Below are 13,967 nucleotides of genomic sequence, written 5' to 3'. Positions count from 1 at the left end.
AACTTATGATGGGGAGTTAAATTTCCAAATTAAGTGAGATGATAATGATGGATGAAAGCAGAAGAGGGTTTATCGGAAAAGCCTTTGGTGCCGTCGCCGCTGTCGGAGGTATTGCCTCTCTCATCGCGATGAAGAAGACGTGGGACCCGCTTCCTAGCGTCATGTCAGCCGGTTTTACGACGGTTGACGTGTCAGGCTTGGAAGCCAATAAATTAGAAATCGTCGTATGGCGCGGTAAGCCGATATTTATTCTTAAATACAGCGCAGATATGAAACCGACGGACGGCCGCAGCGTCAAAATCGGTGATAGCTACTTTTCGGTGATGATCGGGCTCTGTACCCATCTTGGCTGTATCCCTGGTTACGAAGGGGAGAAAAAATTGTTCAAATGCGCCTGTCACGGGGGCGAATATAGCGCCGATGGCGTACAAACATTTGGACCTCCTCCTCGTCCGCTTGATATTCCTCCGTTCAAACTTGACGGTGTAACCCTTGTTTTGGGTGAAGAAGGGCCGGAATACAAAAAAATGACGGCAAAAGCGTAAGGGGGGCTAGATGGCAGAATTTAAAAAAGCAGACTCGATGCTCGAGTGGTTTGATCAGCGTTTAGGTGTCGTCAATTTTGCAAAAGTGATGATGACAGAATATTGGATTCCAAAAAATATCAACTTTTTGTGGGCAATGGGTGTCTTATTGACCGTATTGTTTACGTTCTTGGTCGTTTCGGGAATTTTCCTTTTGATGTACTATAAACCGGATGCCAATATGGCGTTTGACAGTGTTAACTACACAATTATGCAGGAAGTTGCATACGGTTGGCTGTTCCGTCACATTCACGCAGTGGGTGCTTCGGTCGTTTTCTTGATTATCTATATCCATATGTTTACCGGTATCTATTACGGCTCTTATAAAAAAGGGCGTGAGATGATCTGGATTTCAGGGATGATCTTGTTCATGCTTTTCTCTGCAGAAGGGTTCAGCGGATATATGCTTCCATGGGGACAAATGTCATATTGGGCTGCATACGTTATTACTGAAATTTTCGGCGGTATCCCGGTAATCGGTGATGAGCTGGTTGTATGGATCCGCGGTAACTTCTATGTAGCCGATTCGACGTTGACCCGTTTCTTCATGCTTCATGTTTTGTTGATTCCGTTGGCGATTATCGGTGGAATAGTATTCCACTTTTACGCACTTCGCTTCCCGCATGTTAACAATGAACAAGGTGAATTTTTCGATTTTGATGAAGAAGCTGAAAAATATAAAGCCGGCGACAAAAAACACTCTAAAGTTATTCCGTTCTGGCCGGTATTCCTGTCAAAAGACGTTTTTGTATTGGGTGTCTTTTTAATTTTCTTTTTCTATTTGGTTTTCTTCCATTACAGCTTTGCAATGGATCCGATCAACTTTGATAAAGCTGACGGCCTTAAAACTCCGGCACATATCTATCCTGAGTGGTATTTCTTGTGGTCATACGAAGTATTGCGCGGTTGGTTCTTTGAAATTGCGGGTATTTCAGGTAAAGATTTAGGTTTGATGGCATTCGGATTTGCAAATGCTATTTTCTTGGTAATGCCGTGGTTGGATCGTTCACCGGTCGTTAAACCTGCTAATCAACGTCCGTATTTCAAATACTGGTTCTGGTTGATGATTGCCGACTTGATGGTATTGACCGAGTTTGGTAAATTGCCTCCGACCGGACCGAATGCATGGGTAGGTTTCGGTGCGTCATTGACGTTCCTTGTACTTTTTATCGCATTGCCGTTTATTACAAAAGCCGAAGCTGGGAAAGTGAAGGGTAAAAAATGAAAGAATTTAAAATTTTAGCCGTCCTTGTTGCACTTGTCGGCATTACATATTATGGAATCGAGCCGTATGCACACAGTGTTATGCATCCGGCAGTTGCTCCGGCTGACTTTACGTTTCAGGATGTTAAAAATGTGGATACGTCTTTAGCGGGTAACGTTGAAAACGGTAAAGTATTGGTAGAAGCAAACTGTATCGCATGTCATGCGATTGAAAACGCGGGTCACCCAGCTATGATGCCGAATGCTGATGCAGCGGCTTCGTACGGTGTCGTACCGCCGGATTTGAGTCAAGCGGGTCGTATTTACGATAAAAACTATCTGGCGAATTTCATTTTTGATCCTGTAACGGCGATGCACGTTCAGCACAAATACAATCCTGAAAGCGGGAAAGCATTCCCGATGCCGTCTTACAATTGGATGTCTCCTCAGGATATTATGGACGTTGTTTCTTACTTGCAGTCGATTGCTCCAAAAGTTGCCGACAATGTAGAAGGTCATAAATCAACTTTCGAAGCGGCATGCGGACGTTGCCATAGCATGAAATATGCGGGTATCGAAGCATCAACTCCGGCTAATATGATTAAAGAGCACATGGGGGCAACTCCTCCTGACTTGTCTCAATACATCAAAAGCCGTGGTGAGCACTATCTCCACAGTTTCATCAATGATCCTCAAATCCTTCTTAAAGGGACTTCAATGCCACGTGTCGGTTTGACCGAAAAAGCACAGGAAGAAGTTTTCGCTTATATGGAAGAGGTCGGCGATTCTAAAAAAGCTGAGCGTGAAAGTCTTGGTGTATGGGTAATTCTTTACTCAATTATTTTTGCAATTTTGGCTTATTTGTGGAAACGCAAAATTTGGTCAGAAGTTCACTAAGGAGTAATGGATGAAAATAATTAAAATTCTAGCATTATCGGCACTCCTCAGTGCCGGCGTCATGGCTGATGAAACATTGGTCAACAATATGAGCCAAATGGAGAGCGGTCTTAGCAACGTCCAAAAAGGATTTTTGTATAACACCCCTGCCTTGATTAAAAGCGGTGTGGCTGAGATTAAAAAAGCGGATGCACTGTTTCATGATATGGAAGGTACCAAAAAGTATCTTCCAAAAGAAAAGCAGCATATGAGCAATATCGCTTTCAATGCGGCTAAACGGATTGATACTGCTTCTAATGACTTATTAAAAGCATTGGACAAAAAACAGTATTCAAAAGCACATCAATCGTATTCTGATATCGTGAATGCATGTACTGCATGTCACGCTGTCGTACGCGGCTGGTAAAAACAATCCCCTCCGGGGGATTTTCCTTCTTCTAATTCTTTCGATAAATAAAACTCAAAACAACTTTTGGATACTATCGCGCATCGCTCCTAATCATAGGATTTCTCAAGGATAGTCGTGTTAATAGATAGTTACGGCAGAACAGTCGATTACTTACGTGTTTCGGTTACGGAACGGTGTAATTTTCGATGTCAATACTGCATGCCCGAAAAACCCTTTTCGTGGGTACCCAAAGAGAATTTGCTCAGCTTTGAAGAGCTGTTTGAATTTATCAAGGTTTCCATAGACGAAGGGATTAAAAAAATCCGTATCACCGGAGGGGAACCGCTTCTTCGGGAAGACCTCGATACGTTTATAAAAATGATATACGACTATAAAAATGATATAGACCTCGCCATGACGACGAATGCTTTTTTGCTCAAAGGCTCAGCCAAAAAGCTTTACGATGCGGGGCTTCGCCGTCTCAATGTCTCAATCGATTCACTTAAACCGGAAATCGCTGAAGCGATCGCTAAAAAAGACGTGTTGCCGAATGTCCTGGCCGGGATAGAAGAGGCTTTGAGAGTCGGTTTCAAGGTTAAAGTGAATATGGTTCCGATGAAAGGGATGAACGAGGGCGAAGTGCTCGACGTCTTAGAATACTGCAAAGATCGCGGCATGGTCGTCCGTTTTATCGAGTACATGGAAAATGTGCACGCCGAGGTCGATATCAAAGGGATGCAGAGCCCTGAACTTCTTAGTATCATCGGAAGCCGTTACCGTTATGAAGATGAAGGGTTTGACGGACACTCCCCCTCACACTATTATAAACTCGAAGACGGATATGAATTCGGGATTATCGAACCGCATAAAGACGATTTTTGCACCAAGTGCAACCGCATCCGACTTACTGCGGAGGGAAATTTGATCCCTTGCCTTTATTTTGACGAAGCAATGAGTATCCGCGATGCCGTACGCCGCGGCGATATCAAAGAGGCGGCATTGGTGCTCAAAGAGGTGATCCGTACCAAACCTGAAAAAAACCGCTGGAGCGAGGGAGATACCGAGCAGTCCAACCGTGCCTTTTACGAAACGGGAGGGTGAGGATGCTCTATTTAGTCGAACATTTTTACTCCGTTCAGGGTGAGGGGAAATACACGGGTGTGCCCTCACTCTTTTTCCGCTTCGGCGGGTGTAACCTCAAATGCGAAGGGTTCGGGTGCCGTGAGAGTGCGCCGGACGGATCGGAAGTCCTCGGATGCGATACGGTGTACGCGGTTGACCGCAAGGGCTTCGGTGAGCTGTGGATGGAGATCGAAGAGCTGCAAAGCCTGATCTGGATCATGAACGGGTACCGTTTGCCTCCCCATGTCGATGTCGTACTCACCGGAGGAGAACCGCTGATCTATGCGAATGAGCCGATTTTTGTCGAGTTTATCGAGTATTTGATTGCTCACGGACATCGGGTGACGTTTGAGACCAATGCGACGATAGCCCCCGACTTCAAGCGCTACCCTTTTTACGCTCAGGCGACCTATGCCCTTTCCGTCAAACTCTCCAACAGCGGCGAGCCGTTGGAGAAGAGGGTGAAGCCGGAAGCCTACGGGACGATTATCGCCCATGCGAAAGAGAGTTTTTTCAAATTCACGGTCGATGAGCCGTCACTCGTGAGTCATATCGAATCGGAAATCGATGAGATTATCGCCCCTCACCCCTATACACCGGTCTATTGTATGCCGCTTGGCGGCGATAAAGCTCATATCGAAGCCAACTGCGAAGCGGTCATCGAGTTTTGTAAACGACGGGGATTTATCTATTCCGACCGTCTTCATATACGTATCTGGGATCAGAATCACGGGGTATAATACGGTTAATACTTGAAATCACGCTATTGTGATTTCAAAATCAGAAGGTTTATCATGCTAATCCGTAAACTTTTTAAATTTGAAAACGCCCACGTCGTCCGCGGATGCTCGACACAGCGGTGCCGTGCTTCGATCCACGGCCATTCGTACAAAGTCGAAGTGCTCTTTGAGTCCAAATATCTCGATGAGGGGCAGATGGTCTATGACTTCGGTCTGATGAAGCGGGGGATGAAAGAGCTGATCGACAGTTTCGATCACGGCGTCGCGATTTGGGACGGAGACGATGCGGAGTATATTGCTTCGATGAAAGCGCATTCCAACCGATGGGTGCTCCTTCCCGTTTCCCCTTCATGTGAGCAGTTCAGCCGCGTTTTGTTTTTGATGATCGACAGACTTCTCGCATCGACGCAGATGGTCAACGGCGAGCGGGGTGTTAAGCTTCACAGTATCATCGTCCATGAAACGGAGACGGGATACGCTCAGGCGTTTGAGGAAGATGCGTATTCGGAACTGATGGGGACGATCCCGCTTGAGATGATAGCGTTCAGCGACGAAGTGCGCGAGGGGTGGAACGATCCGCAGTTATGGGAGAAAATCTTAACGGGGCAGCCATTCGTGAACCCGAAAACCGTTTAGAGCGTTATTAGCGAGTTCTGAGTCTCCGAACTCATACACCAGCGCGTCGGGATGATTTTGACCGATGCTCCCGCTTCGAATCCTTCTACTTTTTCATCCACCATCATAAATGCGTTCGCCCGTGAGAGGGGTAACACCATCCCCGGGCCGAATTTCGGGCTGGGAGTAAAATTTTCCCCGTTAAACCATCCCGGGATCAGTGAACGTCTCCCTTTTTTCATTTTGAACGCTTCGCCGATACGGGTCGTAATGGTAGAGAGATATTTGTCGCTTCGGCCGCTGAGGGCAAGAATCGTACTTTGTCCGAAAAGTTCAAAACACAGCGCCGCGGCGAGAGGATTGCCGGGGAGATTGAGGATGACGGTATCTCCGATACGGCCGAAGGTCGTCGGTTTACCCGGCTTGATATCCACCGATTCAAAAGCATTCTCAAAGCCCAAAGAGGTAAATGCCTCTTTGGTGAAGTCGGCATCACCGACACTGACGCCGCCGGAGGTGATAATCAAATCGGCGTTCAGAGAACGGCGTATGTGCTCTTGGATCGATTCCAGGGTGTCTTCCGCCGTTCCGGTAAAGATAACGTCGCATCCGAGTTCCTCGGTACGTGCCGTAAATGTCGGGGTATTGGTATTATAAAGCTGATTGGCTCCGAGCGTTTCATAATGCATTTTCAGCTCATTGCCCGACGAGAAGAGGGCGACACGGGGGCGTCTATAGAGTTTGACATGGGTAATCCCCTGAGAAGCGAGCAGTGAGATATGGTGGGCATGGAGCATCACACCGCGCTCAAGCAGTACCATCCCGGCTTGGATGTCTTCGCCTTTGAGACGGATATGTTGAGAGGGCTTAATAACGGCGGGGAAGGTGACTTGATCTTTGTTAACGCTCACCTCTTCAATCGGGACGATTGCTTCGCACCCCTGCGGTATTTTGGCTCCCGTCATGATCCGGATGCACTGATCCTCCACCATTCTGATTTCAGCGCCGTCCCCCGCAAAAATAGTGCACGACTGCAACAGTGTTTTGCCGGCATCTTCCGATCTTACGGCGTAGCCGTCCATGGCGGAGTTGTCAAACGAAGGGAGAGAGTAAGTTGCGGTGATAGTTTCGCAGAGGACGCGATGGATAGCGTTTTCGATCGGAACGATTTCTGTCTGCGTCGGTAACGCTAATGTATAAATCAGATTTAGTGCCTCTTCTACGCTGATCGCCATTCTCTCTCCTTGGGTATTCCTCTGTCTTGTGCATTAATTATTCATGCCTGCGGGAACATTAGGTAGTCATTATAGGCAATTTAAGGTAAAATCCCCTTTATGGAAGCTATGTACACAGCCGGATTGAACATCCACTATTTCGGAGTTATTGTTTTGATGGGAGTCGTCCTCTTCAACATCGTTATGTTGTCCCTTTCCCATCATATTGTCCGTTATTCGAAGCGGATGCGTATCGTGATGCCGATTTCCAGCTCACTTATCGCTTTGATCCTTTTTACGGGCGCGGTGATGATGGCGGCTAAACATCTTCACTTTACGTTTGCTAATAGTGCGATGATCGTCATAGGAATACTGATGATTATTCTCGAAGCCAAGCGGTATAAAACACTTAAGCGTAAAACCGATATAACCCAAGAGGGGGCATTTGCCCTTTACAAGAAAAAAGCATTCCGCTTTTTGGGTATAGAGATGAGTTTATTAATCGCGATTACCTTGTGGATGATGGCGCAATGAAATTTCTCCTTCACGACGGCGTCGGTGCGGATGAATTGAGTGTTTCGGGTGATGATTACAAATATCTCATCAAGGTGAGACGCCATAAAGCGGGAGATTTGATCGCTTTTCGTTCACGCGAGCGGTTAAGCGAAGAATACCGCTACCGTTTGGAGCGGACGGACGGACGGTGTGCCTATTTCTCATTGCAGAGTCATCACCATGCTCCGAGCGAAAGCAATCATCGGCTCCATATCGGATGGTGTTTGGTTGACCCGAAAACGATTGAAAAAACATTACCGATGCTCACGGAGCTTGGCGTGTCGAAAATCACTTTTATCCATTGCCGAAGGTCTCAGCAAAACTTTCGTCTTGATTTTGAGCGGTACAAACGCATTATGGAGAGTTCCATTATGCAGTGCGGACGGACGTCGCTGATCGAACTCTCCGAATCGCCGAATATGAGTACCTTTTTAAAAGAGCATAACGATGCCGTGGTATTGGATTTCGGCGGTGAAGTACTCGGTTCGGACGAATCAATAGAGACGGTCGTCATCGGATGCGAGGGGGGATTTGACGAGAGTGAGCGGAAAGTGTTTTCGAATCATCGAATCCGTCTTTTTCCCTCCCCGATGATTTTGCGTTCAGAGACGGCTGCAGTGGCGATTGCGTCACGCTTATTGTAAAAAAAGAATTCTTTCGTTATAATTCGCGTTCAATTATCCGCCCCCGTACGGATATAAAACTATACAGACCGACGTACAACGCCGTCGATCACAAGGTAAACTGATGAAAAAAGATCTTCACCCGAACATCGTAGAATGTTCAGTAAGCTGCGCATGCGGCAACACATTCACTACAACCAGCACAAAAGATTCAATCCGTGTTGATATCTGCAACGCATGTCACCCGTTCTTTACCGGTTCTGAGCGTCAAGTAGATACGGCAGGTCGTATCGATAAATTCAAAAAACGTTACGCACTTAACTCATAATTTGAGTGCCAAAGGAGAAAATCCTTTGGCTTCGTTTGCCGAAAAGGCACTGAACTAGCCTCTTTGAGGCAGAAATTGAGAATAACAATGCTGTCTCTTGTTCCAACTCCTATCGGTAATATCGCCGACATCTCTTTACGTTCCATTGAAACTCTTTCTCAGGCACAGATACTGTTATGCGAAGATACCCGTGTAACCAAAAAGCTGATTCATCTTCTTAAAGAACGCTACGAATTAACAACATGTGATCCAAAGTTTATCAGTCTCCATTCCCATAACGAAACCGAATTTGTCGCTTCGCTGACCCCCGATTTTTTTGACCAAAACGTTGTCTATGTCAGTGATGCCGGGATGCCCGGAATCAGCGACCCCGGACAGATGCTTGTACGCTATTGTCTCGATCACGGAATTGCGTATGATGTAATACCCGGAGCAAATGCAGCATTGACCGCTTTCGTCGCCAGTGGATTTGTGGAGACAAAAATGCTTTTTTTCGGCTTTTTGCCTCACAAAGGGAACGACAGATCATCCGCTCTGCAAGAAGCACTTTTTAACGGCTATACGACGATACTCTATGAATCGCCGAAACGGTTGGATAAACTCTTATCGGAACTTGTCGTTGCGGCACCGGATCGGCAGATCTTTTTGGCCAAAGAGCTTACCAAACGGTATCAGAAATTTTATCGGGGCACCGCATCGGAATTGATTCCGCAAATGGAAAAAGAGATTCGGGGGGAATGGGTCGTTGTGATAGAAGCGTCGGAAGGGAAAAGTTCATCCTTGAGTGAGCAGGATATTCTAGCCCTTGATATCCCCAAAAAAGCCGCATCGAAACTGATTGCCAAAATTACGGGTGAAAATCCCAAAGAGTGCTATACACGCCTCATGAAATCTTAGGATATAATACCTCATGATTATTTATGGAAAACAACCGGTTTATTACGCAATAGAGCGTCACAGGGAGCGTATTAAGGTTCTCTATTTGGCAAAAGAGCTCGATAAAAAAGAGTATTCGTCGCTCATGAAAATGGGTTTTGAGATTAAGCGGATCCCCGAAAAAGCGGCGCAGTCAATGGTAAAGGGGGGGAACCATCAGGGGTTTATCGCCGAGATTTCTCAGGTAGTGCCGTACGCCTCCCCGTTTCTAAAAAAATGCGATTTTATCGTGGTATTGAGTTCGATTACCGATATGGGAAATATCGGTTCGCTTATACGAAGCGCGTATGCGTTAGGGGTTCAGGCGTTGGTTATCAGCGGTATCAAAGATCCGAACCTCGAAGCGATGATCCGTACCAGCAGCGGGGCCGCCCTTGATCTTCCGTTGGTAATTATTCACAATATTCATGATGTATTGCATGAACTGAAGCAATCAGGATTTCAGATTTACGGAGCGGTAATGGACGGGGTTGACGTTCGTGAAGCTTCATTTGCCGCAAAGCGGGTCTTGGTTTTGGGTAATGAGGGGGAAGGCTTAAGCGGCAGAGTCCAGAAAAGCCTTGATGTCGGTATTTCGATTCCGATGGCGCATGATTTTGATTCTTTGAATGTCGGTGTTGCCGGCGCAATTTTGATGGAGAGAATGAGATGAAACAATACAACACGTTCGAAGATTTACAGGCTCTTGGGACAGAAAAGATTCATGAACGGACCCATATTTCCCGCGATAAGATTGAGTTGGTTTTGACAAAATCCTATGCTCAGATCGGGCGGGTCCAGTTTATGGGATATATTTCTATCTTAGAACGTGAGTATGATATTGATCTTAGTGGCATTAAAGAAGAATATTTGCTGTTTTGCCAAAACAATCCGACCGTCCTTGCTCCGAAACAATCGGTGATTTTGCAGGCAGCATCCAACTCAAAACCGAAATGGATTGTCGCCGGAACCGTATTAATTATTATTTTGATGATCGGCGGATATTTCTTACAGGGTAAAATGTCGGCTGCCCCGAGTGAAGACGTGATGAACCTTACCACATCGTCTGTTCAGGTTGTTGAACAAAATGATACGGCTAATGCCGAAACGAATGAAACGAATATTACGGGTTCGATTGCAAACGTTGAAAGCAATCAAAGTGCAGCCACTAGTGTACAGTCTGCGATTCCTGCGCAGCAGAACGAGACTTTGATCACTGGAACATCGGATCAGCAGACGGCAATTATTCCGCAATACAAAGTATGGTATGGAGTAATCGATCTTGAAAGCGGTAAAAAAATTCAAGGGATAACCATAGATCCCATCATTATAGATCCGACTAAAACATTATTGATTGTTTTAGGCCACGGCAGGGTAGAACTCATCTCCAGTGAGGGAAAAAAAGTGCTTAATGATAAAAATACGGTCCACTTTATAGGTGAAAAAGGGGCTTTGAAACAAATTTCGCAACAAGAGTTTATGGAACGCAACGGCGGGAAAAACTGGTAAATACAGCGTAATGAACCGCTTCCTCTCACTTTTCTTTCTTCCTCTCCTTCTTTTCGGAGAGTCCTTCAATACTCATATCACTTTTAAGGGCGAAGCTATTTTAAGCCTGCGTACCGTTACCCAAGCATTTAACGCTGTCGGATATAAATTGGATATTGACTCATTCGATTTTGAAAATAATTCCGGTGAACTGAGTGCAATTGCTATCGGCAATAAACCTTTAAGTATCTCCGGTTTAGACGAAAATCTCAAAAATGAGGGAATTCAAGTCGAAAAAATTTTTCTGCATAATAATGATCTTTCTTTGGCATTGGACGCGCAAGGATCTGTCTGGAACACTTTGCTGCTCCAAGAAGAGGGTGTTGAGTTGAAACATGTTAAGACGGCGCAGTGGTTTCGTCTAGGGAAAGCGCAACATATTTATATTCAGCCCCCTTATACAGGCAAATGGTATCCTGATATTGCAATATTAGACCGATCTATGCATTTGATATCTTCTTTTAGGGCGGCAGATTCTAAGGAGGAACTTCAGCTCGAAGTTCCGGAGGGAGCATATTACCTCAAAGTTTCCAATGTACAGGGGATGAAAATGCTCAAAGAGGGGATGTGGATCGAGCCGACGAATCCGGTGCAATAAGTATCGATATTATATTAAAACTAAGCCTCTTATGCTAAAATGGCGCAATTTTTTAATCACAGGTTGTAGCCATGTTTGATGAAATCCAATTTGACCGGATTAAACGCCTTCCAAAATATGTATTTGCTGAAGTAAATGAACTTAAAATGGCGCGTAGACGTGCCGGTGCCGATGTTATCGATTTCAGTATGGGAAATCCTGATGGGGATACCCCTGAACATATTCGTAAAAAATTGGTTGAGTCGGCAGAAAAAACCAAAACACACGGTTATTCAGTCTCTAAAGGGATTCCGAAACTTCGTCAGGCCATTTGCGATTGGTACAAACGTCGCTATGACGTCGATCTTGATCCGGACACCGAAGCGGTTGCGACTATGGGTTCTAAAGAAGGGTATGCCCACCTGGCGTATGCTATTACGAATCCCGGCGATGTTGTCGTCGTTCCCGATCCGACTTATCCGATCCACTCATACGGTTTTATTTTGGCGGGTGGAAACGTTCAAAAAATGGAATTGCCGTTTGATGAAGATTACAAAGTGGATGAAGACCTCTTTTTCGAGCGTCTTGAACACGCGTTTCATGTCTCGTTTCCGAAACCGAAATATCTCGTCGTCAACTTTCCGCACAATCCGACAACGGCGACGGTAACACCGGAGTTTTATGTTCGTGTCGTCGAGATGGCGAAGCGTGAACGCTTTTACGTTATCAGCGACATTGCATACGGAGATCTGACGTTTGACGGGTATAAAACACCATCTATCCTCTCTGTCCCGGGTGCAAAAGATGTTGCGGTTGAAGCATTTACCCTCTCTAAGAGCTATAATATGGCGGGATGGCGCGTCGGTTTCTTCGTAGGTAATGCCAAACTGATCGGCGCATTGCAAAAGATCAAGAGCTGGCTCGATTATGGGATGTTCACTCCGATTCAGGTTGCCGCGACGGTTGCCCTTACCGGGGATCAAACCTGTGTTCAGGAGATCACGGATAAATATGATCATCGTCAAAATGTCCTATTGGATGCTTTTAACCGTGCCGGGTGGCCGATTCGCCGAAATCAGGCATCGATGTTTGTGTGGGCTAAAATTCCCGAATGCGCGATTCATATGGGAAGTCTTGAATTTTCCAAACGCCTCTTGGTGGAAGCGAACGTCGCCGTAGCTCCGGGGATCGGATTCGGCGATTACGGCGATGAGTATGTCCGTATCGCATTGATCGAAAACGATCAGCGTATCCGTCAGGCGGCAAAAAATATCAAGCAGTTTTTAAGTACATTGAGTTGCGACAAGGGTGGCGAGTGACACGTGTCGGCGTTATCGGTGTCGGCACGGTAGGGCGTGCCGTCGTGCAGATATTAGAAGAGAATAAATCGATTATCACGGCGCGTTCGGGTGACGAGATCAGTGTAAAAAGCGGAGTCGTACGTGATCTTTCCAAGGTTTCAGACCTCTCCATCGCTGTATCGCAAGATCCGTACGACATTGTCGATGATCCGGAAATTGACATTGTTGTTGAACTGATGGGAGGGGTAGAACTTCCCCTCGCTGTCGTCAAAAAAGCGCTCCAAAATGGAAAAGCGGTAGTAACCGCCAATAAAGCCCTTTTGGCCTACCACCGTTATGAGCTTCAAGAGATTGCCGGAGATATTCCGTTTGAATTCGAAGCGAGTGTCGCGGGGGGGATTCCGATCATTAATGCCTTGCGCGACGGTTTATCGGCGAATCATATCCTCTCTATCATGGGGATTATGAACGGAACGTGTAATTTCATGCTGACCAAAATGATGAACGAGGGGACACCGTTTGCCGAGGTGTTAGCCGAAGCACAGGCACTGGGATATGCCGAAGCCGATCCGACCTTTGATATCGGTGGATTCGATGCGGCACATAAACTTCTCATCCTCGCTTCCATCGCATACGGAATCGATGCGAAACCCGAAGAGATTTTGATTGAGGGGATCGAGGGGATTACCCCTGCGGATATCGCATTCGCCAAAGAGTTCGGCTACACGATCAAACTTTTGGGTATTGCCAAACGCGATGATGCCGAAGTTGAGCTACGTGTTCATGCAGCATTGGTTAAAGAAGATGCGATGATCGCAAAAATCGACGGCGTCATGAACGGTATCAGTGTCGTCGGCGACCGTGTGGGCGAAACCCTCTATTACGGTCCGGGTGCCGGCGGAAATGCGACGGCGAGCGCCGTCGTTGCTAATATCATCGATATCGTCCGTTCGGGAAAACGTTCTCCGATGCTCGGATTTAACCATCCGCTTGAAGAGGGTTTACGGCTTAAAAACAGCGAGGATATCCGATCCAAATATTATCTTCGTCTTCGTGTTTCGGATAAACCGGGAATTTTGGCAAAAATCACCAGCCTTTTTGCCGATGAATCGATCTCTATCGAAGCGGTCATTCAGCGCCCGTCCGAAACGGAATGCGCACATTTGCTCTTTGCTACCCACGAAGCGACCGAACGTGCTTTGCACGGTTTAATGGCAAAACTAGAAACATTAGACGCGGTTTTAGAATCCCCATTTATGATACGGATTGTCTAGAGACACTCCGTATTAAAACCCTCTTTTTATAACCTTAATAAAAATTTAACCTTATTTACTGTATCATACGCGTCCACTTTGCC

At 46.2% G+C, this 13,967-nt stretch carries 17 protein-coding genes; 16 read left to right on the top strand and 1 reads right to left on the bottom strand.

Annotated features, from left to right (window positions below):
* Positions 1 to 41 precede the first annotated feature (41 nt).
* From petA to SULKU_RS11620, 7 genes are all read left to right on the top strand, one after another.
* Positions 42 to 545: a ubiquinol-cytochrome c reductase iron-sulfur subunit gene (gene petA, locus SULKU_RS11650; protein WP_041667162.1), complete on the top strand. Its 504-nt coding sequence runs from the start codon at positions 42 to 44 to the stop codon at positions 543 to 545.
* Between the two features lie 10 nt (positions 546 to 555).
* Entirely contained in the window at positions 556 to 1,809 is a 1,254-nt protein-coding gene (locus SULKU_RS11645; protein WP_013461170.1) for a cytochrome b, read from the top strand.
* Entirely contained in the window at positions 1,806 to 2,684 is an 879-nt protein-coding gene (locus SULKU_RS11640) for a c-type cytochrome (protein WP_013461169.1), read from the top strand. Before SULKU_RS11645 ends, SULKU_RS11640 begins: the two co-directional genes overlap by 4 nt.
* Before the next feature lie 10 nt (positions 2,685 to 2,694).
* Positions 2,695 to 3,090, top strand: coding sequence for a hypothetical protein (locus tag SULKU_RS11635; RefSeq protein WP_013461168.1), 396 nt, complete (start codon positions 2,695 to 2,697; stop codon positions 3,088 to 3,090).
* A gap of 117 nt (positions 3,091 to 3,207) precedes the next feature.
* Entirely contained in the window at positions 3,208 to 4,173 is a 966-nt protein-coding gene (gene moaA, locus SULKU_RS11630; protein WP_013461167.1) for a GTP 3',8-cyclase MoaA, read from the top strand.
* Between the two features lie 2 nt (positions 4,174 to 4,175).
* Positions 4,176 to 4,934 (top strand): 7-carboxy-7-deazaguanine synthase QueE, encoded by a 759-nt coding sequence (locus tag SULKU_RS11625; protein ID WP_013461166.1) that lies wholly within the window; start codon positions 4,176 to 4,178, stop codon positions 4,932 to 4,934.
* A 54-nt stretch (positions 4,935 to 4,988) separates the two neighbouring features.
* The gene (locus SULKU_RS11620) at positions 4,989 to 5,570 is read left to right on the top strand and encodes a 6-pyruvoyl trahydropterin synthase family protein (RefSeq protein WP_013461165.1); all 582 of its coding nucleotides are present in this window, start codon (positions 4,989 to 4,991) and stop codon (positions 5,568 to 5,570) included.
* Here the strand turns inward: SULKU_RS11620 and SULKU_RS11615 are convergent.
* Positions 5,567 to 6,784, bottom strand: coding sequence for a molybdopterin molybdotransferase MoeA (locus SULKU_RS11615; protein WP_013461164.1), 1,218 nt, complete (start codon positions 6,782 to 6,784; stop codon positions 5,567 to 5,569). The two genes, SULKU_RS11620 and SULKU_RS11615, sit on opposite strands and share 4 nt — an antisense overlap.
* A 99-nt stretch (positions 6,785 to 6,883) precedes the next feature.
* On the opposite strand from SULKU_RS11615, the gene SULKU_RS11610 reads away from it, so the two are divergent.
* The 9 genes from SULKU_RS11610 to SULKU_RS11570 all read left to right on the top strand — a co-directional run bounded on the left by SULKU_RS11610 (position 6,884) and on the right by SULKU_RS11570 (position 13,884).
* Positions 6,884 to 7,297, top strand: a complete 414-nt coding sequence (locus SULKU_RS11610) for a hypothetical protein (protein ID WP_013461163.1) — start codon at positions 6,884 to 6,886, stop codon at positions 7,295 to 7,297.
* Positions 7,294 to 7,962, top strand: coding sequence for a 16S rRNA (uracil(1498)-N(3))-methyltransferase (locus SULKU_RS11605; protein WP_013461162.1), 669 nt, complete (start codon positions 7,294 to 7,296; stop codon positions 7,960 to 7,962). Before SULKU_RS11610 ends, SULKU_RS11605 begins: the two co-directional genes overlap by 4 nt.
* Positions 7,963 to 8,065: 103 nt before the next feature.
* Positions 8,066 to 8,269, top strand: coding sequence for a 50S ribosomal protein L31 (gene rpmE / locus SULKU_RS11600; RefSeq protein ID WP_013461161.1), 204 nt, complete (start codon positions 8,066 to 8,068; stop codon positions 8,267 to 8,269).
* An 87-nt stretch (positions 8,270 to 8,356) separates the two neighbouring features.
* On the top strand, positions 8,357 to 9,166 hold the full coding sequence (gene rsmI, locus SULKU_RS11595; protein WP_013461160.1) for a 16S rRNA (cytidine(1402)-2'-O)-methyltransferase: 810 nt from the start codon (positions 8,357 to 8,359) through the stop codon (positions 9,164 to 9,166).
* A 13-nt stretch (positions 9,167 to 9,179) separates the two neighbouring features.
* On the top strand, positions 9,180 to 9,857 hold the full coding sequence (rlmB, locus tag SULKU_RS11590; RefSeq protein ID WP_013461159.1) for a 23S rRNA (guanosine(2251)-2'-O)-methyltransferase RlmB: 678 nt from the start codon (positions 9,180 to 9,182) through the stop codon (positions 9,855 to 9,857).
* Positions 9,854 to 10,693 (top strand): hypothetical protein, encoded by an 840-nt coding sequence (locus SULKU_RS11585; RefSeq protein ID WP_013461158.1) that lies wholly within the window; start codon positions 9,854 to 9,856, stop codon positions 10,691 to 10,693. The genes rlmB and SULKU_RS11585 overlap by 4 nt, the downstream gene beginning before the upstream one ends.
* A 10-nt stretch (positions 10,694 to 10,703) precedes the next feature.
* Positions 10,704 to 11,330 carry a hypothetical protein gene (locus SULKU_RS11580; protein ID WP_013461157.1) on the top strand — a complete coding sequence of 209 codons (627 nt, stop codon included), beginning with the start codon at positions 10,704 to 10,706 and terminating at the stop codon, positions 11,328 to 11,330.
* Between the two features lie 71 nt (positions 11,331 to 11,401).
* A complete protein-coding gene (locus SULKU_RS11575) occupies positions 11,402 to 12,628 on the top strand; it encodes an LL-diaminopimelate aminotransferase (protein WP_013461156.1) in 1,227 nt (408 codons plus the stop codon).
* Positions 12,625 to 13,884, top strand: a complete 1,260-nt coding sequence (locus SULKU_RS11570; protein ID WP_013461155.1) for a homoserine dehydrogenase — start codon at positions 12,625 to 12,627, stop codon at positions 13,882 to 13,884. The genes SULKU_RS11575 and SULKU_RS11570 overlap by 4 nt, the downstream gene beginning before the upstream one ends.
* Positions 13,885 to 13,967: the final 83 nt, after the last annotated feature.

Source organism: Sulfuricurvum kujiense DSM 16994 (assembly GCF_000183725.1).
In the GTDB taxonomy this organism is placed as follows: Bacteria; Campylobacterota; Campylobacteria; order Campylobacterales; family Sulfurimonadaceae; genus Sulfuricurvum; species Sulfuricurvum kujiense.
The sequence above is the reverse complement of the archived record's forward strand: the minus strand, read 5'-3'. Positions and strand labels throughout refer to the sequence as shown.

Coding starts and splice junctions, on each gene's coding strand:
- SULKU_RS11645 (WP_013461170.1), top strand. CDS start 556: ATGGCAGAATTTAAAAAAGCAGACTCGATGCTCGAGTGGTTTGATCAG.
- SULKU_RS11640 (WP_013461169.1), top strand. CDS start 1,806: ATGAAAGAATTTAAAATTTTAGCCGTCCTTGTTGCACTTGTCGGCATT.
- SULKU_RS11635 (WP_013461168.1), top strand. CDS start 2,695: ATGAAAATAATTAAAATTCTAGCATTATCGGCACTCCTCAGTGCCGGC.
- SULKU_RS11625 (WP_013461166.1), top strand. CDS start 4,176: ATGCTCTATTTAGTCGAACATTTTTACTCCGTTCAGGGTGAGGGGAAA.
- SULKU_RS11620 (WP_013461165.1), top strand. CDS start 4,989: ATGCTAATCCGTAAACTTTTTAAATTTGAAAACGCCCACGTCGTCCGC.
- SULKU_RS11615 (WP_013461164.1), bottom strand. CDS start 6,784: ATGGCGATCAGCGTAGAAGAGGCACTAAATCTGATTTATACATTAGCG.
- SULKU_RS11610 (WP_013461163.1), top strand. CDS start 6,884: ATGGAAGCTATGTACACAGCCGGATTGAACATCCACTATTTCGGAGTT.
- SULKU_RS11605 (WP_013461162.1), top strand. CDS start 7,294: ATGAAATTTCTCCTTCACGACGGCGTCGGTGCGGATGAATTGAGTGTT.
- rpmE (WP_013461161.1), top strand. CDS start 8,066: ATGAAAAAAGATCTTCACCCGAACATCGTAGAATGTTCAGTAAGCTGC.
- rsmI (WP_013461160.1), top strand. CDS start 8,357: ATGCTGTCTCTTGTTCCAACTCCTATCGGTAATATCGCCGACATCTCT.
- rlmB (WP_013461159.1), top strand. CDS start 9,180: ATGATTATTTATGGAAAACAACCGGTTTATTACGCAATAGAGCGTCAC.
- SULKU_RS11585 (WP_013461158.1), top strand. CDS start 9,854: ATGAAACAATACAACACGTTCGAAGATTTACAGGCTCTTGGGACAGAA.
- SULKU_RS11580 (WP_013461157.1), top strand. CDS start 10,704: ATGAACCGCTTCCTCTCACTTTTCTTTCTTCCTCTCCTTCTTTTCGGA.
- SULKU_RS11575 (WP_013461156.1), top strand. CDS start 11,402: ATGTTTGATGAAATCCAATTTGACCGGATTAAACGCCTTCCAAAATAT.